The following is a 24920-nucleotide window of genomic DNA, read 5'->3' on the forward strand; positions in this document are numbered from 1 at the left end:
CCCAAATCCCCTGGACCGGGTCACCTTCGATGAACCAGTCTGGGGCCGTGACACCACCACACCTCACCTCTCTCCCGATCCGCGCACTGACCGTGGAAGACCTCCGCCACTGCGCCGATCTCTCCGAAGACCGCGGCTGGCCCCGCGAGGACCACAAGTGGGGTCTGCTGCTCGCCGCCGGACACGGCTACGGCATCGACGCCCCCGACGGACAGGGACTGGCCACGGCCTGCGTCGTCACCCGCTACGGACCGCCGATGGCCGACCCCGAGCTCGCCGCCATCGGCATGGTCCTCGTCGCCGAGCGCTACGCCCGCCAGGGTCTGGGCCGGCGCCTCATGACCTACATCTGCGACGAGGTCCTCAAGGGCGTTCCGATCACCCTGCACGCCACCCCGTACGGCCGCCCCCTCTACGAGGAGCTCGGCTTCGAGACCACCGGCCGCGCCGAGATGCTGCGGGGCGCCTTCCTCCCGGATGCCGGTGCACCCGCACCGGACACCGTCCGCGTCCGGCCCGCCGGCGCCGAGGACATCGCGGGGATCCTGCGACTGGACGAAGAGGTGTTCGGCGTCGACCGGACCCACCTGATCACCCGGCTGCCCGCCTTCACGGACCGACTGCTCGTCGCCGAGGCCCCCTCCGGCGACCTGATCGGCTACGGAGCGATCTGGCCGAACATGGACACCCATGTCATCGGACCCCTGGTGGCCCGTGACACCGACACGGCCAGGGCGCTGGTCACCGCCCTCGCGGCGGCCACCGACCGGCACCTGCGCACCGATGTCGACGTACGCCACGAAGAACTGCTCGACTGGCTCAAGGACCGCGGTCTCGGCTCCGTGGCCTTCAACACCGTCATGACCCGGGACATCCCCGGCCTGGCCGGTGACTGGACCCGCCGGTGGGCCCCGCTCACCGTGGCGGCCGGCTGAGCAAGGAGCACCAGACCATGACCGACAGCAACTCCGGCCTGCTCATCCGTCCCGCCACCGAGGAGGACCTGCCCGCGATCGTCGCGATGCTCGCAGACGATCCGCTCGGCGCCACCCGGGAGTCCCCGGACGATCTGACCCCCTATGTGGTGGCCCTCAAGCGGCTGACGGACGACCCCCACCAGCACGTGGTCGTCGCCGTCCGCGCGGGCCGCGTCGTCGGCACCCTCCAGCTGACGATCGTCCCCGGACTCTCCCGCAAGGGGAGCACCCGTTCGATCATCGAGGGCGTACGGGTCCACGCCGACGAACGCGGCAGCGGGCTGGGGACCCGGTTCATCGAATGGGCGATCGAACGGTCCCGTGCCGAGAACTGCCAACTCGTCCAGCTCACCTCTGACGTGACCCGCACCGACGCCCACCGCTTCTACGAGCGGCTCGGCTTCACCGCTTCCCACGTCGGGTTCAAGCTCCAGCTCTGAGGCCCCGTGCGTGGGCCGGGTCGCTGTCGGCTGCCCGGCCTACGATCGGGAGGATGAGCAGCCTTCCCCTCGTCACCACGGCGGAGCGCCGCCGACGCCTCGGCCGCCGGCACCGCCTGGCCCCGTCGGCACACGCCACCACCGTGTCCGAGGCCGCGGACGCCGTCGTCGCCCTGCACGCCACCGATGCCGCGACGGTCTTCCTCTCCGCCCGCGCCAGGCTGGGCGAAGGCTCGCCCGCCGCGATCGAGCGGGCCCTGTACGAGGACGTGACCCTCGTGCGGCTGCTCAGCATGCGCAACACGCTCTTCGCCGTCTCCGCCGAGCTCGCCCCGTACGTCGACGCCTCCACCGCCCGCGGCATCGCCGTGAAGGAGCGCCGCACCTTCCTCAAGCACCTGGAGGAGGACGGTCAGGGCCTCGACGCGGACTGGCTGGCCCGGGTGGAGAGCGCCGTGCTGGACGCGCTCGACGCCCAAGGCCCCTCCACCGGCAGCCAGCTCTCCGCCGCCGTCCCCGCTCTGCGCCGGAAGTTCGTCTACGGCCGGGGCAAGAAGTACGAGACCGAGACGGGGGTCGCCACGCGCGTCATCCGCCTGCTGGCCGCCGACGGGCGGATCCGCCGGGACCGGCCCCGGGGCTCGTGGACCTCCAGCCAGTACCGCTGGGTCCACACCGAACCCTGGCCGGCCGTGCCCGCGGCCGAGGCCCGCGCCGAGATCGCCCGGCGCTGGCTCCACTCTTACGGTCCGGCCACCGAGGCCGACCTCAGGTGGTGGACGGGCTGGACCCTCACCGAGGTCCGCAAGGCCCTCGCGGCCGTCGGCCCCGACGAGGTCCGGCTCGAGGACGGCACCACCGCGATCGTCTGCCCCGGGGACACCGGGCCCGAACCCGGCCAGGAGCCCTGGGCCGCCCTGCTGCCCGCCCTGGACCCGAGCGCTATGGGCTGGGCGGACCGGGGCTTCCACCTCGATCCCGCCCACCGCCCGCCGCTCTTTGAGGGGCACCGAAGAAAACGGACTGTGCTTGCGCGAGAAACTTACGCTGCGAGCTGTATCTTCTCGTATTCGCGGTGAACCTCTTGCGGGGTCTTGTACCCAAGTCCCGAGTGCAGGCGTCTACGGTTGTAGAAGACTTCTATGTACCGCACTATCGCCTTGCGTGCGTGTTCCCGGGACGGGAAGGTAGTGCGATACACGAGTTCGTTCTTCAGGGCTCCGAAAAAAGACTCGGCCATGGCGTTGTCCCAGCAGACTCCGGTCTTGCCGACCGAGGGCCGCATTTGCATCCTTTGAAGTTTCGTTCGGAACTCTTGTGAAGTGTACTGGCTTCCTCTGTCAGAGTGAAATATGCATCCATCAGCGAGCTTGATATTGCCCGCTGCCATGTCGACGGCGTCCGAGATGAGGGATGTCTTCATGTGGTTCGCCATGGACCAGCCGACAACGGCCTTGGTGTGGCAGTCAATCACCGTCGCCAGGTAGAGGAAGCCGTCCCAGGTGTGGATGTATGTGATGTCTCCCACCAGTTTCTGTCCGGGAGCGGCGGCCGTGAAGTCGCGTCCGAGGAAGTCCCGGAGTGCCGGCTGATCATTGTCTGACACGGTCGTGATCCGCCAGGGCCTTGGCTGGCAGGGGACCAGGTCCAGGTCCCGCATCAGGAGACGCACCAGCTCGGGCCCTGCCTCGACGCCCTTGCGGCCGAGGGCGGCGTGAACTCGGCGGTATCCGTAGGTGCCATCGGATTCGTCGAAGACATGACGAATGATGAGCTTCAGTTTTTCACGCCGCTCGAAAAGTGGGCGAAGCCGGTCGCATTTTCCAGGAGTAGAAACCAGAGGTGGAAACGTCAAGCCAGGTGCACATGCCCGTGATCGGGAAATTGTCCTTCTCGCCGTCGATGAACTCATACTTCTCGGTCACCGATGGTCGCGGGCAAAGAAGGCTGCCGCTTTTTTTAGGAAGTCCCGTTCGGTGGTGACCTCCTGCAATTTCTTCTCCAACTCGCGGACACGCTCGTCCGCGGCGATGGAATCTGCCATCGGTTCGCCTGCGAGGTGCCGCTTCCGGTACTGGGCGACCCAACGACTCAACGAGCTCTCGGTGACACCGAACTCCTTGGCGACATCCGCGTGGGGGCGTGATTTGTCGAGTACTTCCCGCACTACTCGCTCTTTGAGTTCTGCCGAGTACGGGGTCGTGCGCTTTGCCACTTACCTATCCTTTGGTCAAGGTAAGTATCTCTTGCATGGCGGGAGTCCGCGAACTTCGGGGCACCTCACTTCGACCGCTCCGGCAACATCGGCCCCACCGTGTGGTGGAACGGAGAGATCGTCGGCGGCTGGGCCCAGCGCGGCGACGGCGAGGTCGTCCACCGGCTGCTGGGCGACCCCGGCAGCGAAGCCGAGAAGGCCGTCGCCGCCGAGGCCGTCCGGCTCGCCGCCTGGTTGGGGGAGGACCGGATCACCCCGCGCTTCCGCACCCCGCTGGAGCGCGAACTCGTCACGGGGTGAGGGCGGTGCGCTAGCCGATCCCCCGCCAGCCCTGCGGGTCGACCCCGCCGGGCACCGGGGACTTCGGGTCGTAGGGCTCGCGGGTGAACACGAACGAGGCGAGGTCGAGGTGGCTCACCGATCCGTCCGGCCGCCGGACGGCCCGCAGCGACTCACCCGCGTAGTAGCCGCCCAGTCCGGTCCAGCTGCCGTCCGGCTCCCGCCGGAAACGGGCGGCCCGGCCGGTCGCGCCCACCGGGCCCAGCTCCAGGAATCCGTCGTAGGCCAGCCGTACGGCCTGGGCCGACGTGCCCCAGTACCACGGGCCGCACAGCTCCAGCGCGACGGGATCGGCCTCCCGCAGCGGCCGCCACGGCTCGGGGATCCGTGGCTCGGCCTCGGCGACGATGCCCACCAGTTCGGCCGCCAGCGTCGAGACCGCGAGCCCCGACGTGCAGTTGGCCAGTGCCACCGCCGCCACGTCGTCCGCCTCGCTCAGCCACAGCCCGGCGAGGAAGCCCGGCAGCGAACCGCTGTGTCCCGCGAGCTGTCGCCCACCGCTCTGCGTCAGCTGTACCCCGAGCCCGTATCCGAGGTCGGCGATGCCCAGCTCCGGGGGAGTGGCCGACGTCCGCATCTCCCGTACGGACTCGGCGCTCAGCACGCGCGCGTCACCCCGTACGAGGAAGGCGGCGAACTTCGCCAGATCACCGGTGGTGGACCACAGCTGGCCGGCCGGGGCCATGAGCCCGAGGTCCTCCAGGGGTTCCGGCATCATCACGTCCGCCCACGGGTGCACCGCCCAGCCGCCCGCGTGCGGGGCCACCGGCTGCGCCGTCGTGCGCTCCAGCCCCAGCGGCTCCAGAACCTCGGCGCGGAGCGCCTCCTCCCAGGGCCTCGCACGGACGGCTTCGATGAGTGAACCGAGCAGTGTGTACCCGGGGTTGGAGTAGTGGTGGCGCCGACCGGGCTCGAAGCGGAAGGGGGTCTCGCCCAGGACGTCCGAGAGCTCCGGCCGCAGCGTGCCCGCCGTGCGCTCCCACCACTCGCCGGGCGTCTCCGCCGCCAGTCCGGAGGTGTGGGACAGCAGTTGTCCCACCGTCACCTCGCCGACTCCGGTACCCGGAAGGAACTTCTCGATCGGGTCGCCCAGTTCAAGCAGGCCCTCGTCCCGCAGCCGCATCACCAGCACGGCGGTGAACGTCTTGGTGATCGACCCGATCCGGTACTGCACGTTTCCGTCGGGACCGTGCCCCTCGACCATGGTCCGGGACCCCTCCCAGACCACCTCGCCACCCCGCACCACGGCCGCCACCAGGGACGGAGTCCGGCCTTCGCGCTGCGCGACCGCGATCCGGTGGCTCAGCGCACGCCGGGTCGCAGGCAGGAGGACAAGATCTTCCAGTGCGGTATCCATGCTGCGGATGCTATGTGTTGGCCATGTCCACGAACCGCGAATAATGGCCCTGGAAGGCCACGGTGATGGTGGCCGTCGGACCGTTACGGTGCTTCGCCACGATCAGGTCCGCCTCGCCCGCGCGGGGGGATTCCTTCTCGTACGCGTCCTCGCGGTGCAGCAGGATCACCATGTCGGCGTCCTGCTCGATCGAGCCGGACTCACGCAGGTCGGAGACCATCGGCTTCTTGTCGGTGCGCTGCTCGGGACCACGGTTCAGCTGGGACAGCGCGATCACCGGGACCTCCAGCTCCTTCGCCAGGAGCTTGAGGTTTCGGGACATGTCCGAGACCTCCTGCTGGCGGCTCTCGGGCCGGCGCGAGCCGCCCGACTGCATCAGCTGGAGGTAGTCGATGACGACGAGCGACAGGTCGTTGCGCTGCTTGAGGCGGCGGCACTTCGCCCGGATCTCCATCATCGACAGGTTCGGGGAGTCGTCGATGTAGAGCGGGGCGGCGGAGACGTCCGGCATCCTGCGGGCCAGCCGGGTCCAGTCGTCGTCCGTCATCGTGCCCGAGCGCATGTGGTGCAGGGCCACCCGGGCCTCCGCCGAGAGCAGGCGCATCGCGATCTCGTTGCGCCCCATTTCGAGGGAGAAGATGACGCTGGGCAGGTTCGCCTTGATGGAACAGGCACGGGCGAAGTCGAGCGCGAGGGTGGACTTACCCATGGCGGGTCGGGCCGCGATGACGATCATCTGGCCCGGGTGCAGGCCGTTGGTCAGCGAGTCCAGGTCGGTGAAGCCGGTCGGGACGCCCGACATCTGGCCGCTGCGCGACCCGATCGCCTCGATCTCGTCGAGGGCGCCTTCCATGATGTCGCCGAGCGGCAGGTAGTCCTCGGAGGTCCGCTGCTCGGTGACGGCGTAGATCTCGGCCTGGGCGCTGTTGACGATCTCGTCGACGTCTCCGTCGGCGGCGTAACCCATCTGTGTGATCTTCGTACCGGCGGCGACCAGCCGGCGCAGGACCGCCCGCTCGTGGACGATCTCCGCGTAGTACTCGGCGTTCGCCGCCGTGGGGACCGACTGGACCAGGGTGTGCAGGTAGGGGGCGCCGCCGATTTTGCTGATCTCACCGCGCCGGGTCAGCTCGGCGCTGACCGTGATCGGGTCGGCCGGCTCTCCCTTGGCGTACAGGTCGAGGATGGCCTGGTAGATCGTCTCGTGCGACGGACGGTAGAAGTCGTGCCCCTTCAGCACCTCGACGACGTCGGCGATGGCGTCCTTGGACAGCAGCATGCCGCCCAGGACGGACTGCTCGGCGTCGAGGTCCTGGGGCGGGACCCGCTCGAAGCCGCCGCCACCGCCGTCCCAGGAGCCGCCCTCACGGCCTCGGTCGCTCTGTTCGTCCCCGCGGCCACGGCCTTCGCCGTTGCGGCGCGTACGGGCGGGCAGACGGTCACCTGGACCGCTGTCGGCCCAGGGGTCGTCCATGGGCTCGGACATGCTCACCGGGCCTCCTCCCGTCCGCAACGCGGACCTTGCCGTGTCACTCTTTCTACGACACGGCTCTGACATTTGGGGCACCCGAATCGGCTCTCGGCGAGTCGGACAACGACCAACGGTAGGGCCGGGAGCGACGTCAGCCAATCCTGTTATCCACAGGCTGTGTGCATGAGGTGTGGATGACGGCGCCAATGCTGTGGGTAACTCCCCGGAAGCTGTGCACGGACCGGGGGACGGCGCTGTGGACAAAATCACCTGGACCACCCCCTCACCCCACCTGACCTGGCATTTCCCCCTCCACCGGCTGTGGGGGAGAAAATTTCTGGCCACTGTCCCGAGATCGCCTCCAATGAGGTGGGACGAACGCTCGAATCGACGCATCGGTAAGGACCCAAGAGCCCTTGCATCTATTACCTGTGGAAGATTAGATTGAGCACATGAGACTGGCCCCCACCGCACCGAAGGCTGCCCCGAGACAGCACGACCGCGAGATCCTCGCACTCGCCGTCCCCGCCTTTGGCGCCCTCGTCGCCGAACCCCTCTTCGTGATGGCCGACAGCGCCATCGTGGGCCACCTCGGCACACCCCAGCTGGCCGGTCTCGGCATCGCGGCCACACTGCTCACCACGGCCGTGAGCATCTTCGTCTTCCTCGCCTACGCCACCACCGCGGCCGTGGCCCGCCGCGTCGGCGCGGGCGACCTCCAGGCCGCCATCCGGCAGGGCATGGACGGCATCTGGCTCGCCCTGCTCCTCGGCGCGGCCGTCGTCGCCGTCGTACTGCCCACGGCGCCCACCCTGATCTCCTTCTTCGGGGCCTCCGACACCGTCGCCCCGTACGCGATCACCTACCTGCGGATCTCCGCCCTCGGCATCCCCGCGATGCTCGTGGTGCTCGCCGCCACCGGCGTCATCCGCGGCCTCCAGGACACCCGGACCCCGCTCTACGTCGCGATCGGCGGCTTCGCCCTCAACGGAGTCCTGAACGTCGCCCTCGTCTACGGAGCCGGTCTCGGCATCGCCGGCTCCGCCTGGGGCACGGTGATCGCCCAGTGCGCCATGGCCGCCGCCTACCTGGTCGTGGTCGTCCGGGGCGCCCGCCGGCACGGCGCCTCCCTGAGGCCCGACGCCGACGGCATCCGGGCCTGCGCCCAGGCCGGTGCGCCCCTGCTGGTCCGCACCCTGTCCCTGCGGGCGGTCCTGCTGATCGCGACCGCCGTGGCCGCACGCCTCGGGGACGCCGACATCGCCGCCCACCAGATCCTGCTCGCCCTGTGGAGCCTGCTCGCCTTCGCTCTCGACGCGATCGCGATCGCCGGGCAGGCCATCATCGGCCGCTACCTCGGCGCGGGCGACACGGAGGGAGCCAAGGCGGCGTGCCGCCGCATGGTGCAGTGGGGGATCGTCTCCGGCATCGTCCTGGGCCTGGTCGTGATCGCGGCCCGCCCGGTGTTCATCCCGCTCTTCACGAGCGACCCCGCCGTCGAAGGCGCCCTGCTGCCGGCCCTGCTCGTGGTGGCCCTCTCGCAGCCCGTCTCCGGCATCGTCTTCATCCTCGACGGCGTCCTGATGGGCGCGGGCGACGGCCGCTACCTGGCCTGGGCCATGCTGCTGACCCTCGTCGTCTTCACGCCGGCCGCCCTGCTCGTACCCGCCCTGGGCGGCGGGCTGACGGGCCTGTGGTGCGCGATGACCCTGATGATGCTGGTCCGCATGGTCACCCTCCAGCTGCGCGCCCGCTCGGGCCGCTGGCTGGTCGCCGGAGCCACCCGATAGAGCGGAGGCGGCCCGCGGTAGACCGCTGTCGCCCGCTGTCGCCCTGGAGCGATGTTTCACGTGAAACAGGACCGATGAACGAGCCCGTTGTTTCACGTGAAACAACGATGAAGGGCCGCACCCCCACAGGGGTGCGGCCCTTCATGCGCAGCCCTTAGGCGGCGACGACCTCGATGCCGACGGTCGCGGCCACGTCAGCGTGCAGACGCACGGAGACCTGGTACGAACCGAGGGTCTTGATCGGGGAGCCCAGCTCCACGCGGCGCTTGTCGACCTTCGGGCCACCGGACGCCTCGATCGCCGTGGCGATGTCGGAGGGCGTGACGGAACCGAAGAGACGACCGGCGTCACCCGCGCGGGTGGCCAGACGGACCTTGACGTTCTCGAGCTTGGCCTTGAACTCGTTGGCCTGCTCGATCGTCGCGATCTCGTGGATCTTGCGGGCGCGGCGGATCTGCGCCACGTCCTTCTCGCCACCCTTGGTCCAGCGGATCGCGAAACCACGCGGGACCAGGTAGTTGCGGGCGTAGCCGTCCTTGACGTCGACGACGTCGCCGGCGGTGCCGAGGCCAGAGACCTCGTGGGTCAGGATGATCTTCATTATTCGGTCACCCTTTCCTTATCGCGCGGTGGACGTGTAGGGCAGCAGTGCCATCTCACGGCTGTTCTTCACAGCCGTGGCGACGTCACGCTGGTGCTGCGTGCAGTTGCCGGTGACGCGGCGGGCACGGATCTTGCCACGGTCGGAAATGAACTTCCGCAGCATGTTCGTGTCCTTGTAGTCCACGTACGCGGTCTTGTCCTTGCAGAACGCGCAGACCTTCTTCTTAGGCTTGCGCACAGGCGGCTTCGCCATTGTGTCTCTCCTGTGAAATCAAGAAGTGGGGGAGCGAGCTGCCCTAGAAGGGCGGCTCGTCCGAGTAGCCACCGCCGGAGCCGCCGGAGCTTCCGCCCCAACCGCCACCGCCGCCGCCCTGCTGCTGGCCGCCGGCCGGCGCACTGGACGCCCAGGGGTCGTCGGAGGGAGCTCCGCCGCCCTGGGGGGCGCCGCCACCGGGGGCTCCGCCCCAGTTGCCGCCGCCGCCCTGCTGCTGACCGCCGCCACCGCCGCCGTACCCACCCTGGCCACCGCGACCAGTGGTCTTGGTGACCTTGGACGTGGCGTTCTTCAGGCTGGGGCCGACTTCCTCGACGTCCAGCTCGTAGACCGTGCGCTTGACACCCTCACGGTCCTCGTACGACCGCTGCTTCAGCCGGCCCTGCACGATGACGCGCATGCCCCGCGTGAGGGACTCGGCGACGTTCTCAGCCGCCTGGCGCCAGACCGAGCAGGTCAGGAACAGGCTTTCGCCGTCCTTCCACTCATTGGTCTGCTTGTCGAAGGTGCGGGGAGTGGACGCGACACGGAACTTCGCGACCGCCGCACCCGAGGGGGTGAAGCGCAGCTCGGGGTCGTCGACGAGATTGCCGACGACCGTGATGACGGTCTCGCCTGCCATGGATGAACCTCTCGGCGGGGATTGCTGCTGGGCTGCTGTGCTACTCGGTCCCGATTACCGCTGAACCGAAGTTCAGTGGGTCTCGGGGCGAAGGACCTTGGTCCGGAGAACCGACTCGTTCAGGTTCAGCTGTCGGTCAAGCTCCTTGACGACCGCAGGCTCGGCCTGGAGGTCGATGACCGAGTAGATGCCCTCGGGCTTCTTCTTGATCTCGTAAGCGAGACGACGACGGCCCCAGGTGTCGACCTTCTCGACCTTTCCGTTGCCCTCACGGACGACAGAAAGGAAGTTCTCGATCAGCGGGGAGACAGCGCGCTCCTCGAGATCGGGGTCGAGGATGACCATCACTTCGTAGTGACGCATGTGGAACCCACCTCCTTTGGACTCAGCGGCCACGGTCGTTCCGTGGCAGGAGGGTCGTGATGCGTGCGCACGGCATCTGCAGAGCAGACACCGCGCAGCTGTACAGACTACCTCCTCGACTCCTTCCGGTTGAAATCCGGCACCAGGAGGCCACAATCTGTATGCATCGGGTGTGCTCGGTGCTATGCCTTCGGCCCCTGCCGGAGGAAGCCCGCAGCACCGCTCTGCTGCAGCCAGGAGGTGCCTTCCGATGGCACAGGCAATGCGATCTCAGTCCTCCATCTCGCTCTTCGCGACCGACGGAAAACCCCATCCGCTCCAGGACACCCTGGTGGCCGTCACCCTGGTCCTCGGCGCCGTGGCGTTCGTCACGGCCTTCTTCCACAATCTGCACCTGCTCAGCTCGTGGGCCGGGCTGATCGGGATCGTCACCGGGCTCTACGGCCAGTTCATCTCCGCCACGACACGCGAACGCACAGCACTGATCATCGGCCTCGGAGCCTCGGCCATCGGGTTCTTCCTCGGCATGGCGCACGGCGGTCTCTTCGGCGGCTGGCTGGGCTGACCGGGTGCCTCCGCGACGGGGCGCCGGCCTCCCACCGGCCCGGGCCCGGCCTGTCCCCCAGATGGGTGGCGCCCCCGTCGCAGTAGGCTTCGCGCCATAGCCAGCGAAGCCGCCGAGGAGACGCCCCGCATGAGCCTGTCCCTGAGGACCATCAGCCGAGAGCAGCACCTGGGCTACCTCCAGAGCCTGCCCTCGGCTAGCCACTGCCAGGTCCCGGCGTGGGCCGACGTGAAGAACGAGTGGCGTTCCGAGAACCTCGGATGGTTCGACCAGTCCGGCGAACTCGTCGGCGCCGCACTCGTGTTGTACCGACAGCTGCCCAAGGTGAAGCGGTACCTCGCGTACCTCCCCGAGGGCCCGGTCATCAACTGGTACGCCCCCAACCTCGAAGAGTGGCTCCAGCCGATGCTGGCGCACCTCAAGCAGCAGGGCGCCTTCACCGTGAAGATGGGCCCGCCCGTCGTCATCCGCCGCTGGAACTCGACCGCCATCAAGGCCGGTATCCAGGACCCGGAGGTCAAGCGCCTGCGCGACGTGGAGGCCTCCGTCATCGAGCCCCGCGCCTTCGAAGTCTCCGACAAGCTGCGCCGGATGGGCTGGCAGCAGGCCGAGGACGGCGGCGCCGGCTTCGGCGACGTCCAGCCCCGCTACGTCTTCCAGGTCCCCCTGGCCAACCGCTCGCTGGACGACGTCCTCAAGGGCTTCAACCAGCTGTGGCGCCGCAACATCAAGAAGGCCGAGAAGGCCGGGGTCGAGGTCGTCCAGGGCGGCTACGAGGACCTGCCGACCTGGCAGAAGCTGTACGAGGTCACGGCCGAGCGCGACAAGTTCCGCCCGCGCCCGCTCAGCTACTTCCAGCGCCAGTGGACGGCCCTCAACGCCGAGGATCCCAACCGGATGCGGCTGTACATCGCCACGCACGAGGGGGAGCCGCTGGCCGCCGCCACGATGCTCACCGTCGGCCAGCACGTCTGGTACTCGTACGGCGCCTCCGCCAACCACAAGCGCGAGGTCCGTCCTTCGAACGCGATGCAGTGGCGCATGCTGCGCGACTCCTACGCGCTCGGCGCAAGCGTCTACGACCTGCGCGGCATCAGTGACACCCTGGACGAGAACGACCACCTGTTCGGCCTCATCCAGTTCAAGGTCGGCACGGGCGGCGAGGCCGTCGAGTACGTCGGCGAGTGGGACTTCCCGCTCAACAAGCTGCTGCACAAGGCACTCGACATCTACATGTCGCGTCGCTGACCCCGCCCCATCCACACACACCGCACCGCTGCACCACGCAGCTCATCGAGAGAGGCTCCGGACGGGCATGGCGCTCACGCTCTACGTCGACACCGCGCGCTGGCGTGCGCACCAGAAGCAGATCCAGGACCAGTTCCCCGGGATGATCCCCGTCTGCAAGGGGAACGGCTACGGCTTCGGTCACGAGCGGCTCTGCGAGGAGGCGACCCGAATGGGCGCCGACGTCCTCGCCGTCGGGACGACGTACGAGGCCGCCAGCATCAAGGACTGGTTCGGCGGTGACCTGCTCGTCCTCACCCCGTTCCGGCGCGGTGAGGAGCCGGTGCCGCTGCCGGACCGGGTCATCCGCTCGGTGTCCTCGCTGGACGGTGTACGCGGCCTGGTCGGCGCCCGTGTCGTCATCGAGTGCATGAGCTCTATGCGCCGGCACGGGATCTCCGAGCAGGACCTCGGCCAGCTGCACACGGCGATCGAGGACGTCCGGCTGGAGGGCTTCGCCCTGCACCTGCCGTTGGACCGCCCTGACGGCTCCGATGCCGTCGAGGAGGTCATCGGCTGGATGGACCGGCTGCGCGCGGCCCGGCTGCCGCTGCACACGATGTTCGTCAGCCACCTGAAGGCCTCGGAGCTGGCGCGGCTGCAGCAGCAGTTCCCGCAGACGCGCTTCCGGGCCCGCATCGGCACCCGGCTGTGGCTGGGCGACCACGAGGCGACCGAGTACCGCGGCGCCGTCCTCGACGTCACCCGCGTCGCCAAGGGCGACCGGTTCGGCTACCGGCAGCAGAAGGCCGCCTCCGACGGCTGGCTGGTCGTCGTCGCCGGCGGCACCTCCCACGGAGTCGGCCTGGAGGCCCCCAAGGCCCTGCACGGGGTGATGCCGCGCGCCAAGGGCGTCGCCCGCGCCGGACTCGCCACCGTCAACAGGAACCTGTCGCCGTTCGTGTGGGCGGGCAAGCAGCGCTGGTTCGCCGAGCCGCCGCACATGCAGGTGTCCATCCTGTTCGTGCCGTCGGACTCTCCCGAGCCGAAGGTCGGCGACGAGCTGGTGGCGCACCTGCGCCACACCACCACGCAGTTCGACCGGGTGCTCGACGCCTGAGTCACTCCCCGGGGCGCGCGCCCCACTCCACCCGCTGACCCTCCGAAGGCGCCGCGTCCTGCGGCGCCTTCGGCGTCCGCAGGAGCGTGAAGACGTCCTCGGCGCCGTCCAGGACGCCCCCGGAGGGGTCGTCCGATCCGTCACGCCGCACCACGTCCCGCTCGGGCAGCAGGATGTCGCGTACGACCACCGCGCACAGGTAGAGCGTGCACAGCAGGTGGGCCGCGATGGCCAGCTGGTAGCCCTCCAGGGGCAGGCCCTGGTGCTTGTCCCCGCTGGTCGTGTAGGCGAGGTAGAACCAGATCCCCAGGAAGTAGACGACCTCGCCGGCCTGCCAGATCAGGAAGTCGCGCCAGCGCGGCCGGGCCAGCGCGGCGAGCGGGATGAGCCAGAGCACGTACTGGGGCGAGTAGACCTTGTTGACCAGGATGAAGGCCGCCACCAGCAGGAAGGCCAGCTGCGCGAAGCGGGGGCGGCGGGGCGCGGTCAGGGTGAGCAGCCCGATGCCCGCGCACAGCAGCAGTGTCAGGCCCGTCGCATAGGTGTTGGCGCCTTCGAGGGGGTTCCCGGAGCGCTGGGAGATCAGCAGCCACACGGACCCGAAGTCGATGGGCCGCTCCTGGCTGAAGGTGTAGAACTTCTGCCAGCCCTCCCAGGCGAAGAACATCACGGGCAGGTTCACCACGAGCCAGGCGACCAGGGCGCCGCCGACCGCCTCGCCGAACGCACGCCACTTCCCGGCCCGCCAGCAGAGCACGAACACGGCCCCGAGCAGCAGGACGGGATAGAGCTTGGCCGCGGTGGCCAGGCCGATCAGGACACCGAAGGACCGCGCCCCGCCCCGCGACCACATGAGCATCGCGGCGGCGGTCAGGGCGATGGCCAGCAGGTCCCAGTTGATGGTCGCGGTGAGCGCGAAGGCGGGTGCGAGGGCGAAGAGCAGCGCGTCCCACGGCCGCCGGCGATGGGTGCGGGCCACGCACACCGCGATCACGGCGGCGCAGACCATCAGCATGCCCGCGTTGACCATCCAGTACATCTGCTCCCGGTGCTGCATGGAGCCGCTGCCGGGAGTCATCCAGGAGGCGATCTCCATGAAGAGCCCGGTGAGCACCGGGTACTCCAGGAACTGCATGTCGCCGGGGATCCGGTCGAAGTACGGGGTGAGGCCGTCGGCGAAGCCGCGTACGACGTAGAGGTGCGGGATGTCCGAGTAGCAGGCGTGGGTGTACTGGGAGCCGGCCCCGCGGAACCACGCCCAGTCGTAGCAGGGCAGTTTCTGCACCATGCCGAGCGCGAACATCCCCAGGGCGACGAGCACGACGACCCGCACCGGGGTCAGCCAGTGGCCGCCCAGCCGGGCGTATCGGCCCAGCGGGCCGCCGATGAACTCACTCCCCGCGGCGGCCACCTCGTCCTGCTGGGTGGGCAGTACGGGGCTGTCCTCGTGCACCTTCGTCATGCGCACATCCTGCCGTACGGCGCCGCCCTCTCCCATGGCACAGGCAAGAGGGCCGCCGCACTGGGTGCGACGGCCCTCTCCGTCCGTGTCGTGAGGCCTGCGGTCAGCCCCCCGTGGAGCCCCCTATCGGGAAGTCTCCGGTACCGCCGCTCGGCCTGTCGCGCGTCTTGCTGGGCGAGGGCGAGGGCGACCGGGACGAACTGGGGCTGGGGTCCGGATCGCAGATGGCCCACGGCTTGCAGGTCGGCTTGGCGCCGCGCGAAGGACTCGGGCTGGGGGACCGGGACGGGGACGGGGACGGGGAGTTCGACGGAGACGGCGAGGGGGAGCGGGACATGGAGGGGGAGGGCGACGGAGCGCCCGAGGCGTCCGCGACGACACCGAGCTCGTCGGGCTCCGGGAAGTCCGACTCCGGGACGCCGTTCAGCGCCTCCTTCATGTACTTGGTCCAGATCTCTGCCGGGATGTCACCACCGTGGAGGGAGGGAATGCCCGCCACGCCCTCCATCGAGATCAGTTCCTTCTTCTTCGCGCTCGGGTCCGAGCGGAACAGGGCCACGGAGGTCGACAGCTCGGGGGTGTAGCCGACGAACCAGGCCGACATGTTCTTGTCGGTGGTACCGGTCTTGCCCGCGGCGGGCCGGCCCAGCTTCTTGGCCTTCGTACCGGTGCCCTTCTCGACGACGTTGCGCAGGACCTTGGTGATGTTGTCCGCGATGGAGTTGTCCATGGCCCGCGAGCCCTTGGGGGGCCCGAAGTTGGGCAGGTCCTTGCCGTTCTTCTGGACGCTGCTCACCGAGTACGGATCGTGGTGGATTCCGGAGGCGGCGAAGGTGGCGTAGGAGTCGGCCATGCGGATGGCGCTGGGGGTCGAGGTGCCCAGCGCGAAGGAGGCGTTGTCGTTCGGGTCGAAGGACTCCGGGAGGATGCCGGTGGACTCGGCGACGTCCTTCACCTTGCGGTGGCCGACGTCGAAGACGAGCTGGGCGAAGGGCACGTTGATGGAGTCCTCCATCGCCTTGTTCAAGGTTACGTAGCCGTAATCGGTCGGGCTCTCGTTCTTCTGCCGGAACGGCTTGCCGGAGCCGTCGCGCAGCGGCTGGCCCGCACGGTTGTTGATCACCGTGAGGTCGCTGGCCATGTACTTGCTGTCGGCCGAGATTCCCTCGCCGTCCGAGTTCTGCGTGCCGTACTGCATGGCCGCGGCCAGCACGAACGGCTTCCAGGTCGAGCCGACCTGGACGCCGGAGGTGTTGGCGTTGTTGTTGAAGTGCTTCTTGTCGATGCCGGGACCGCCGTACAGGGCCACGAGAGCGCCGCTCTTGACGTCCACCGAGGCCGCGCCGAACTGGACGAAGGTGTCCGTTTTGGGCCGCTTCTTCTCGTCGAGCATCCCGTCCCGGGTTCCCTCGACGGCCTTGACCAGCGCGTCCACCTTCTTCTTCTGGAAGGTGGTGTGGATCCGGTAGCCGCCCTTGGCCAGGTCCTCGACCTTGATGCCCTTGGTCTTCGACAGGTAGAGGTTGGCGGTATCGACCAGGTAGCCGATCTGCCCGGACATGCCGGCGGCCTGAGCGGATTCGATCAGCGGGGGGAAGGTTTTGAACTGGTCCCGCTCCGCCTGCTGCATGCGCCCGACCTTGACCTCGCGCTCCAGCACCCATGCCCAGCGGTCCTGGGCCCGCTTGGTGTTCTGCTCGGGCGCGGCCGCGGCGCCGATGCCGCCGTCGGGGTTGTAGAGGTTGGGGCCCTTGAGTACGGCGGCGAGGAAGGCGCTCTCGGAGGGGGTCAGCTTGTCGCAGTCCTTGCCGAAGTAGGCACGCGCGGCCGCCTGGATCCCGTAGGCGTCGCGGCCGTAGTAGGCGGTGTTCAGGTAGCCGGCGAGGATCTCGCTCTTCTCCTCGTTGACACCCAGCTTTATCGAGATGAAGAGCTCGGTGACCTTTCGCTTGAGCGTCTGGTCCGAGTCCAGGTACTGGTTCTTCACGAACTGCTGGGTGATCGTGGAGCCGCCCTGGGTGGATCCGCCCTTCGCCATGTTCCACACGGCGCGGGCGATGCCCATCGGGTCGACGCCCTTGTCCGACTCGAAGGACTCGTTCTCCGCCGCGATCACGGCGTTCTGCATGGACCGGGGGATCTTCCCGATGGGGACGATCTGGCGGTTGACGGACCCGCCGGTCGCGACCATCTGGGTGCCGTCCGCCCAGTAGAAGACGTTGTTCTGCGCCTCGGCCGTCTTGTTCACGTCGGGTGTGTCCACCGAAGCGATGCCGATGCCGGCGCCTGCCGTGATGATCGCGCAGAAGCCCAGGGCCGTACCGCTGACGAGCTTCCAGGAGGGGACGAAGCGCTTCCAGCCGGCCTTTTCGCCGCGCGGATAGTTGATGAACCGCTTGGGGCGGCCGGCGCCCGCGGCTGCGGCGGCGCCCCGGCCCCGTCCCGCCGAGCCGCGGCCGGCGGATCTCCGGGCGTCCGACCGGCTGCCGTGACCCGGCTGCGGTGAATACGGCCCGCTGGGTGACGCGGTGGGGACGTCACGCCCGGAACCGGCGCCCCTGGAGGGGCGCTGCTGGGCAGCCTTGCGGGCGGCGGCGCGGCCACCGCTCTGGGGCTGTTGCGGTTTGCGGCGGTGCTCGCTCATCGAACGACTACTCCTCGGGCAGGCGAGTGGCCTGGAAGCGGCAGGTGAGTTCCGGTCCCCCCGGTGTCATGGCGCACAGACTACGCACGCCCAAAAGCCAATCAGTGCCGAAGTTCACCCCAAATCAGGCAACTTGCCTCCGTCAAATCAGTGATGTGACGCCGGTCACCGTGTCGCCACTTGTAGCGGGCGGCCACCCGTTCTATCGTCTGGATGTATCGAGCCGATACATCAGCTCGACATAAAGACTCCGAGACTGGGGAAGGGCAAGCGGATGAGCAGGCGCTCAGGCATCCTCGAGTTCGCTGTTCTCGGCCTGCTTCGCGAATCCCCCATGCACGGTTACGAGCTGCGCAAGCGGCTCAACACCTCACTGGGGGTGTTCAGAGCGTTCAGCTACGGGACGCTCTACCCCTGTCTCAAGACGCTCGTCACCAACGGCTGGTTGATCGAAGAGCCGGGCAATGCCCCGGAAGACGCTCTCGCCGCTTCACTCGCAGGGCGCCGCGCCAAGATCGTCTACCGGTTGACGGCAGCAGGTAAGGAGCACTTCGAGGAGCTCCTCTCCCACACGGGCCCCGATGCCTGGGAGGACGAGTCCTTCGCCGCCCGCTTCGCTTTCTTCGGTCAAACCGAACGAGAAGTGCGCATGCGGGTGCTGGAGGGCCGTCGCAGCCGCCTTGAGGAGCGCCTGGAGAAGATGAGCGCCTCGCTGGCTCGCACACGCGAGCGGCTCGACGACTACACGCTCGAGCTGCAACGCCACGGCATGGAATCCGTGGAGCGCGAAGTGCGCTGGCTGAACGAGCTCATCGAGAGTGAGCGGGCGGGACGGGATCAGAGACGACCCGGTCCGTCCGACGAAACCACAAAGTGAGGTCTGCATCTCGCAGGCCTCGTCCGAGAACAAACAGGGAGCAACCGGAATGGGTTCGGTTCGCGTAGCCATCGTCGGCGTAGGCAACTGCGCCGCCTCGCTGGTGCAGGGCGTCGAGTACTACAAGGACGCCGACCCGGCGGCCAAGGTCCCCGGTCTGATGCACGTCCAGTTCGGCGACTACCACGTGAGCGACATCGAATTCGTCGCCGCGTTCGACGTCGACGCGAAGAAGGTCGGCCTCGACCTTTCGGACGCCATCGGCGCCAGCGAGAACAACACCATCAAGATCTGCGACGTCCCGAGTGCGGGCGTGACCGTTCAGCGCGGCCACACCCTGGACGGTCTGGGCAAGTACTACCGCGAGACGATCGAGGAGTCGGCCGAGACCCCGGTCGACATCGTCCAGACCCTTCTGGACCGCCAGGTCGACGTCCTGATCTGCTACCTGCCGGTCGGTTCCGAGGCTGCGGCGAAGTTCTACGCCCAGTGCGCCATCGACGCCAAGGTCGCCTTCGTCAACGCCCTCCCGGTCTTCATCGCCGGCACCAAGGAGTGGGCCGACAAGTTCACCGAGGCCGGTGTCCCGATCGTCGGCGACGACATCAAGTCGCAGGTCGGCGCCACCATCACGCACCGCGTGATGGCGAAGCTGTTCGAGGACCGCGGTGTCCGTCTTGAGCGCACCATGCAGCTCAACGTCGGCGGCAACATGGACTTCAAGAACATGCTGGAGCGCGACCGCCTCGAGTCGAAGAAGATCTCCAAGACTCAGGCCGTCACCTCGCAGATCCCCGACCGCGAGCTCGGCGAGAAGAACGTCCACATCGGCCCGTCCGACTACGTGGCGTGGCTCGACGACCGCAAGTGGGCCTACGTCCGCCTCGAAGGCCGCGCCTTCGGCGACGTCCCGCTGAACCTCGAGTACAAGCTCGAGGTGTGGGACTCCCCGAACTCCGCCGGTGTCATCATCGACGCCCTGCGCGCCGCGAAGATCGCCAAGGACCGCGGTATCGGTGGCCCGATCCTGTCGGCTTCGAGCTACTTCATGAAGTCCCCGCCGGTGCAGTACTTCGACGACGAGGCCTACGCGAACGTCGAGAAGTTCATCAAGGGCGAGGTCGAGCGCTAGTCGAACCCCCGGCGTCCGCAAGGACGCCTGGACTTCGGCTGTGCTTCCGCGGAGGGTCCCTGGGCAATGCGCCCGGGGACCCTCCGCGTATGTGACCCTTGCCCCCATGGCTGTCGTGCGTGATCTGCGCGTACTCCTGCGTCTGCGGGACTTCCGCAACCTGCTCGCCGTACGGCTGCTCTCCCAGGCCGCCGACGGGGTCTACCAGGTCGCACTGGCCGCTTACGTCGTCTTCTCCCCGGAGAAGCAGGCCTCTCCCGGGGCCATCGCCTCCGCCATGGCGGTGCTCCTGCTGCCCTACTCGGTGATCGGCCCCTTCGCGGGAGTCCTGCTGGACCGCTGGCGCCGCCGCCAGGTGTTCCTCTACGGCAACCTGCTGCGGGCCTTCCTCGCCTGCGTCACCGGCATGCTGATCGTCGCGCACGTCCCCGACTGGCTCTTCTACGCCTCGGCCCTGTCCGTGACCGCGGTCAACCGCTTCGTCCTGGCCGGGCTCGCCGCCTCCCTGCCGCGGGTCGTCGCACCCGGCCAGCTGGTCACCGCGAACGCACTCTCACCCACTGCGGGAACGCTCGCCGCCGTCGCCGGCGGGGGCCTGGCCTTCCTCGTCCGTGTACTGGCCGACGACTCCGACGCCCTGGTCGTCCTCCTCGGAGCCGGCCTCTACCTGTGCGCTGCCCTGGTCTCCCTGCGACTGGCCCTGGACCTCCTCGGACCCGACCACCCTCCCGGCCGGATCAACCCGACGGTCCGCCAGGGGATCGCCCTCACCGTGCGGGGCCTGGCCGAGGGCCTGCGGCACCTGTCCTCCCGGCGCGAAGCGGCCCGGGCACTCACCGCCATGACCGTCATGCGGTTCTGCTACGGGGCCCTGTTCGTCACGCTGCTCATGCTCTGCCGCTACGCCTGGTCGGACAACGAGGCCGACGGGCTGGCCCTGCTGGGGGTCACGGTCGGCGTTTCCGGGGCCGGGTTCTTCGCGGCCGCCGTCATCACTCCCTGGCTGGTGGGCCGGCTGGGCGCCCTGGGCTCCATCACCCTCTGCGCCGCGAGCGCCGCGGTGCTGGTGCCGGCGCTCGGCCTGTTCTTCGCGCCCGGACCGATGCTGGCGGCCGCCTTCGTGCTGGGCCTGGCCACCCAGAGCGCCAAGATCTCCACCGACACCGTCGTGCAGTCCCAGGTGGACGACGCCTTTCGCGGCCGCGTCTTCTCCGTCTACGACGTGCTCTTCAACGCCGCCTTCGTCGGGGCCGCCGGGGTGGCCGCTCTCGTGCTCCCCCTCGACGGGCACTCCGTCCCCTTGATCCTCGGGGTGGCGACGCTCTATGCCGCTACCGCGGCTCTCCTCATGCGTCAGGGCGATGTTTCACGTGAAACATCGCCCTGACCGGAGCACGACCGGGTCTCCGTCCCGATGTTTCACGTGAAACATCGGGACGCCCGGACCTTCAGGCGCTCAGACCCTCTGGTGCCCAGACCTTCAGGCGCTCAGCCCTGTGCGGCCCACCACTCCTTGAGGGCGGCGACCGCCGCGTCGTGCTCCATGGGGCCGTTCTCCAGCCGCAGCTCCAGCAAGAACGCGTAGGCCTTGCCGATCACCGGGCCGGGACCCACGTCGAGGACCCGCATGATCTCGTTGCCGTCGAGGTCGGGCCGGATCGCGTCCAGCTCCTCCCTCTCCTGGAGCTGCGCGATACGCTCCTCCAGCCCGTCGTAGGTGCGGGAGAGCGCGCTCGCCTTGCGCTTGTTGCGCGTGGTGCAGTCGGAGCGGGTCAGCTTGTGCAGGCGGTCCAGCAGCGGACCGGCGTCGCGGACATAGCGCCGCACGGCCGAGTCGGTCCACTCCCCGTCCCCGTAACCGTGGAAGCGCAGGTGCAGCTCCACCAGCCGGGCTACGTCCTTGACCATGTCGTTGGAGTACTTGAGTGCGGTCATGCGCTTCTTGGTCATCTTCGCGCCCACCATCTCGTGGTGGTGGAAGGAGACCCGTCCGTCGCTCTCGAACCGGCGGGTCCGGGGCTTGCCGATGTCGTGCAGCAGCGCCGCGAGCCGCAGCACCAGGTCCGGGCCGTCCTGCTCCAGCGCGATCGCCTGCTCCAGCACGATCAGCGAGTGGTCGTAGACGTCCTTGTGCCGGTGGTGCTCATCGCTCTCCAGACGCAGCGCCGGCAGCTCCGGCAGCACGTGCTCGGCCAGCCCCGTGTCCACGAGGAGGCCCAGGCCCTTGCGCGGGTGCGCGGACAGCAGCAGCTTGTTCAGCTCGGCCTGGACCCGCTCGGCCGAGACGATCTCGATGCGGCCGGACATCTCCGTCATCGCCGCCACCACGTCCGGGGCGACCTCGAAGTCGAGCTGAGCGGCGAACCGCGCCGCCCGCAGCATCCGCAGCGGATCGTCGGAGAAGGAGTCCTCGGCCGTGCCCGGGGTGCGCAGCACGCCCGCCCGGAGGTCCTCCAGGCCGCCGTACGGATCCACGAACTCCTTCTCGGGGAGCGCGACGGCCATCGCGTTCACCGTGAAGTCGCGGCGGACGAGGTCGTCCTCGATCGAGTCGCCGTAGGAGACCTCGGGCTTGCGCGAGGTCCGGTCGTAGGACTCCGAGCGGTACGTGGTCACCTCGATCTGGAAGCTTCGATCAGCGTCTCCGACGCGGGCTTCTTTCTGCGCACCGACCGTGCCGAAGGCGATGCCGACGTCCCACACCGAGTCGGCCCACGGCCTGACGATCTTGAGAACGTCCTCGGGGCGGGCGTCGGTGGTGAAATCGAGATCGTTGCCGAGGCGCCCGAGCAGCGCGTCGCGGACGGACCCGCCGACCAGGGCGAGCCGGAATCCCGCCTCCTGGAAGCGGCGGCCGAGCTCGTCGGCGACAGGGGCGATCCGCAGCAGTTCACTCACCGCGCGGGCCTGCCCGTGATTCAGGACACTGGGGTTGTCTTCGTTGGCGTTCGGCACAACAGAAAAGGGTACGTGCCCGGCCCGCCGGGAGCTCCCGCGTTTTGCGGCCACCCCGGCCCGCGGCCACCCCGGGGCGGACCCGATCATGTGGAGCAAGGCGCGGCACTCGCGCACAGCGGGCCTCGTTACCATGCGTGGACGCACAAACGACGACCACTGACACTTCGAGGGACGGGCGAGCGCGTTGGCCGAGGCGGCAGACATCCAGGGGGCACCCCTCGCTCCTGCCCGGCGACGCTGGCTGCGGCGCGCGGTCGTCCTGCTCGCCGGGACGCCGGTACTCGCCGGCCTGGTCTACTCGCACGCCCCCGAAGCCCAGGCAGCCGAAACGGCGGCCGCCGCCGTCGACGTCCAGCTCGACACCATGACACCGAGCGCCCCGGTCAAGGGCGACACCCTCACCATCTCGGGCACCGTGATCAACAACGGCCCGGAGAAGATCACCGACGCACACGTGGGCCTGCGGGTCGGGCCTGCCCTGGGGGACCGCAGCTCCATCGACGAGGCCGCCGAGCGTGGCGGATTCCGGGCGGGCGCCGACCCGGCGGAGGTCGGTGCCGAGTTCGCCGTGAAGATCGATTCGCTGCCCTCGAAGGTCGGCCAGCCGTTCACCCTCAAGGTTCCGGTGAACAAGCTGGACCTGGACGAGGACGGCGTCTACCAGCTCGGCGTCTCCCTGTCCGGGGAGACCGAGAGCCGCCAGTACGAGCAGGTCCTCGGCATCAAGCGGACCTTCCTGCCCTGGCAGCCGGAGGCGGCCGCCAAGCGGTCCCAGCTCGCGTACGTGTGGCCGTTGATTTCCACCACGCACTTGACCTCGGAGACCGGCTCGGACGAGCTGCAGACCCCCGTCTTCCTCGACGACAGCCTCGCCGACGAGCTGAGGCCGGGCGGCCGTCTGGAACAGATGGTCACCCTCGGCAAGGACCTCCCCATCACCTGGCTCATCGACCCGGATCTGCTCTACACCGTCGACGCCATGACCAAGGGCTACCGGGTCCGCACCCCGGACGGCCGGACCGTCCAGGGCAAGAACAAGGCCATCGCCGAGCAGTGGCTGAGCTCGCTGGAAAGCGCCGTCCAGGGCAAGAAGGTCGTCGCACTGCCCTTCGCCGATCCTGACATCGCCTCGCTCGCCCACCGCGGCAAGGACGTGTCCGGCACCCTGGGACAGCTGCGGCCGGCCACCGACAAGGCGAAGCAGGCCGTCGAGACCGTCCTGCACGTCCCCGCGAGTACCGACTTCTCCTGGCCCGTGGACGGGGCGATCGACCCGTCGATCGTCAACGTCGCGACCTCGGCCGGCGCCCACAACGTCCTCACCCGCAGCGACAGCCTCCAGGAGACGGGCGCCCTCGGCTACACCCCGTCGGCCGCCCGGCCCATCGGCGCGGGCACCACGGCGGTCGTCGCCGACGCCGATCTCTCCACCGCCTTCGAGGGCGACGTGCTCCACGCCGGGAACTCCACCCTCGCGGTGCAGAAGTTCCTCGCCCAGACCCTCGCCCTGAACCTGCAGGAGACCGACAACCAGCGCAGCGTCGTCGTCGCCCCGCAGCGGATGCCCAGCTCCAGCCAAGTGCAGACGATGGCCGCCGCCATACGGGGTCTGCAGGCGGGCCGCTGGAGCCAGGCCGTGGACCTGGAGGCGGCGGCCGCCGCGACTCCCGACCCCCGCGCCGCGACGCAGGTCCCGGGAGCCGGCCAGTACCCCGAGGCGCTGAGCAAGCAGGAACTGCCGGTCTCCGCCTTCGAGAAGATCCGCACCACCGAGACGACCCTCGACGCCTTCAAGGTGATCCTGACCGCGCCCGACCGCGTCGAGATCCCCTTCGGCAACACCACCAACCGGGAGATGTCCGCCTCCTGGCGCGGCCGCCCCGACGCGGCGTGGGACTACCGGGACCAGGTGCAGCGGTACCTGATCGGTCTGACCGAGAAGGTCAAGATCATTCCCAAGTCCGATGCGACGCTCTCCGGACACAGCGCGACCATCCCCGTGAGCGTCCAGAACAGCCTCGTCCAGGACACCCACAACCTGGTCCTGCGGGTGCGGTCCGCCAACCCGACCCGGCTGATGTTCGGCGACAGCGGGGAGTCCCAGCAGCAGGTCGCGGTCCAGGGCGGGCACAGCCAGACCGTGAAATTCCCCGCAAACGCCACCGCGAGCGGCCCGGTCGAGGTGACGGCCCAGCTGTTCACCATCGACGGCGTGCCCTACGGGAAGGCCCGCACGTTCACCGTCGAAGCCACCGAGGTGACCCCGACCGTCATGCTCGTCATCGCAGGCGGTGTCCTCCTCCTCGTGCTGGCCGGCATCAAGATGTACGCCAGCCGCAAGCGTGTCGCGGCACGCGCCGCCGCCGAGGAGAGCACGCAGCAGAGTGACGAGTCCCCGGACACCGGACCGCAAAGCGCGGACCCGTCCGGCACGGGTGAGACAGTGGACCGTTGAGCGACGCCGTGGCCGGTCGGCCTGGGGAC

General features: G+C 68.9%; 20 protein-coding genes and 2 pseudogenes. 12 read left to right on the forward strand and 10 right to left on the reverse strand.

All coding sequences use genetic code 11. The features are described from left to right. Positions 1-47 precede the first annotated feature (47 nt). The 3 genes from AC3IYI_RS20455 to AC3IYI_RS20465 are packed head-to-tail and all read left to right on the forward strand — an operon-like array spanning position 48 to position 2496. Positions 48-935 carry a GNAT family N-acetyltransferase gene (locus tag AC3IYI_RS20455; RefSeq protein WP_489405136.1) on the forward strand — a complete coding sequence of 296 codons (888 nt, stop codon included), beginning with the start codon at positions 48-50 and terminating at the stop codon, positions 933-935. 17 nt (positions 936-952) lie between these two features. Further along, positions 953-1417 carry a GNAT family N-acetyltransferase gene (locus AC3IYI_RS20460; RefSeq protein WP_489405137.1) on the forward strand — a complete coding sequence of 155 codons (465 nt, stop codon included), beginning with the start codon at positions 953-955 and terminating at the stop codon, positions 1415-1417. A 53-nt stretch (positions 1418-1470) separates the two neighbouring features. Continuing rightward, the gene (locus AC3IYI_RS20465; RefSeq protein ID WP_489405138.1) at positions 1471-2496 is read left to right on the forward strand and encodes a winged helix DNA-binding domain-containing protein; all 1026 of its coding nucleotides are present in this window, start codon (positions 1471-1473) and stop codon (positions 2494-2496) included. Here the strand turns inward: AC3IYI_RS20465 and AC3IYI_RS20470 are convergent. Continuing rightward, positions 2460-3632, reverse strand: a pseudogene (locus AC3IYI_RS20470) (IS3 family transposase). The gene AC3IYI_RS20465 and the pseudogene AC3IYI_RS20470 sit on opposite strands and share 37 nt — an antisense overlap. Before the next feature lie 69 nt (positions 3633-3701). On the opposite strand from AC3IYI_RS20470, the pseudogene AC3IYI_RS20475 reads away from it, so the two are divergent. Continuing rightward, a pseudogene (locus AC3IYI_RS20475) lies at positions 3702-3932 on the forward strand (DNA glycosylase AlkZ-like family protein); the annotation flags it as partial. Positions 3933-3942: 10 nt separating this feature from the next. Here the strand turns inward: AC3IYI_RS20475 and AC3IYI_RS20480 are convergent. Further along, complete coding sequence (locus AC3IYI_RS20480) at positions 3943-5328, reverse strand: serine hydrolase domain-containing protein (protein ID WP_489405139.1); 1386 nt, start codon at positions 5326-5328, stop codon at positions 3943-3945. Between the two features lie 10 nt (positions 5329-5338). Next, on the reverse strand, positions 5339-6802 hold the full coding sequence (gene dnaB / locus AC3IYI_RS20485) for a replicative DNA helicase (RefSeq protein ID WP_489411601.1): 1464 nt from the start codon (positions 6800-6802) through the stop codon (positions 5339-5341). 449 nt (positions 6803-7251) lie between these two features. Between dnaB and AC3IYI_RS20490 the strand changes: the two genes are divergently transcribed. Beyond that, entirely contained in the window at positions 7252-8589 is a 1338-nt protein-coding gene (locus AC3IYI_RS20490; RefSeq protein ID WP_489405140.1) for an MATE family efflux transporter, read from the forward strand. A gap of 154 nt (positions 8590-8743) precedes the next feature. Here AC3IYI_RS20490 and rplI read toward each other — a convergent pair whose 3' ends face one another. The 4 genes from rplI to rpsF all read right to left on the reverse strand — a co-directional run bounded on the left by rplI (position 8744) and on the right by rpsF (position 10451). Next, positions 8744-9190 (reverse strand): 50S ribosomal protein L9, encoded by a 447-nt coding sequence (rplI, locus tag AC3IYI_RS20495; RefSeq protein ID WP_243331152.1) that lies wholly within the window; start codon positions 9188-9190, stop codon positions 8744-8746. 18 nt (positions 9191-9208) lie between these two features. Further along, positions 9209-9445, reverse strand: a complete 237-nt coding sequence (gene rpsR, locus AC3IYI_RS20500; RefSeq protein ID WP_005315025.1) for a 30S ribosomal protein S18 — start codon at positions 9443-9445, stop codon at positions 9209-9211. Positions 9446-9488: 43 nt separating this feature from the next. Next, positions 9489-10088, reverse strand: a complete 600-nt coding sequence (locus AC3IYI_RS20505) for a single-stranded DNA-binding protein (RefSeq protein ID WP_489405141.1) — start codon at positions 10086-10088, stop codon at positions 9489-9491. 72 nt (positions 10089-10160) lie between these two features. Next, positions 10161-10451 carry a 30S ribosomal protein S6 gene (gene rpsF / locus AC3IYI_RS20510; protein ID WP_015034882.1) on the reverse strand — a complete coding sequence of 97 codons (291 nt, stop codon included), beginning with the start codon at positions 10449-10451 and terminating at the stop codon, positions 10161-10163. 250 nt (positions 10452-10701) lie between these two features. Between rpsF and AC3IYI_RS20515 the strand changes: the two genes are divergently transcribed. From AC3IYI_RS20515 to AC3IYI_RS20525, 3 genes are all read left to right on the forward strand, one after another. Further along, the gene (locus AC3IYI_RS20515) at positions 10702-11016 is read left to right on the forward strand and encodes a hypothetical protein (RefSeq protein ID WP_489405142.1); all 315 of its coding nucleotides are present in this window, start codon (positions 10702-10704) and stop codon (positions 11014-11016) included. A 129-nt stretch (positions 11017-11145) separates the two neighbouring features. Then, positions 11146-12264: a lipid II:glycine glycyltransferase FemX gene (locus AC3IYI_RS20520; protein ID WP_250738613.1), complete on the forward strand. Its 1119-nt coding sequence runs from the start codon at positions 11146-11148 to the stop codon at positions 12262-12264. 67 nt (positions 12265-12331) lie between these two features. After that, positions 12332-13363, forward strand: coding sequence for an alanine racemase (locus AC3IYI_RS20525; protein WP_489405143.1), 1032 nt, complete (start codon positions 12332-12334; stop codon positions 13361-13363). Position 13364: 1 nt separating this feature from the next. Here AC3IYI_RS20525 and AC3IYI_RS20530 read toward each other — a convergent pair whose 3' ends face one another. Together AC3IYI_RS20530 and AC3IYI_RS20535 are read right to left on the reverse strand one after the other, a co-directional pair. After that, on the reverse strand, positions 13365-14825 hold the full coding sequence (locus tag AC3IYI_RS20530) for a glycosyltransferase family 87 protein (protein WP_489405144.1): 1461 nt from the start codon (positions 14823-14825) through the stop codon (positions 13365-13367). A 103-nt stretch (positions 14826-14928) separates the two neighbouring features. Continuing rightward, positions 14929-17469, reverse strand: coding sequence for a transglycosylase domain-containing protein (locus AC3IYI_RS20535; RefSeq protein ID WP_489405145.1), 2541 nt, complete (start codon positions 17467-17469; stop codon positions 14929-14931). A gap of 274 nt (positions 17470-17743) precedes the next feature. On the opposite strand from AC3IYI_RS20535, the gene AC3IYI_RS20540 reads away from it, so the two are divergent. From AC3IYI_RS20540 to AC3IYI_RS20550, 3 genes are all read left to right on the forward strand, one after another. After that, the gene (locus AC3IYI_RS20540; protein WP_489405146.1) at positions 17744-18346 is read left to right on the forward strand and encodes a PadR family transcriptional regulator; all 603 of its coding nucleotides are present in this window, start codon (positions 17744-17746) and stop codon (positions 18344-18346) included. Between the two features lie 49 nt (positions 18347-18395). After that, positions 18396-19478: an inositol-3-phosphate synthase gene (locus tag AC3IYI_RS20545; protein ID WP_250738618.1), complete on the forward strand. Its 1083-nt coding sequence runs from the start codon at positions 18396-18398 to the stop codon at positions 19476-19478. A gap of 106 nt (positions 19479-19584) precedes the next feature. Further along, positions 19585-20865: an MFS transporter gene (locus tag AC3IYI_RS20550; protein ID WP_489405147.1), complete on the forward strand. Its 1281-nt coding sequence runs from the start codon at positions 19585-19587 to the stop codon at positions 20863-20865. Positions 20866-20966: 101 nt separating this feature from the next. Here the strand turns inward: AC3IYI_RS20550 and AC3IYI_RS20555 are convergent, their stop codons facing one another. Further along, entirely contained in the window at positions 20967-22433 is a 1467-nt protein-coding gene (locus tag AC3IYI_RS20555) for a CCA tRNA nucleotidyltransferase (RefSeq protein ID WP_489405148.1), read from the reverse strand. 187 nt (positions 22434-22620) lie between these two features. Between AC3IYI_RS20555 and AC3IYI_RS20560 the strand changes: the two genes are divergently transcribed. Then, on the forward strand, positions 22621-24891 hold the full coding sequence (locus AC3IYI_RS20560) for a DUF6049 family protein (protein WP_489405149.1): 2271 nt from the start codon (positions 22621-22623) through the stop codon (positions 24889-24891). The last annotated feature ends 29 nt before the right edge of the window (positions 24892-24920 follow it).

This window comes from Streptomyces sp. GL_148 (assembly GCF_057834205.1).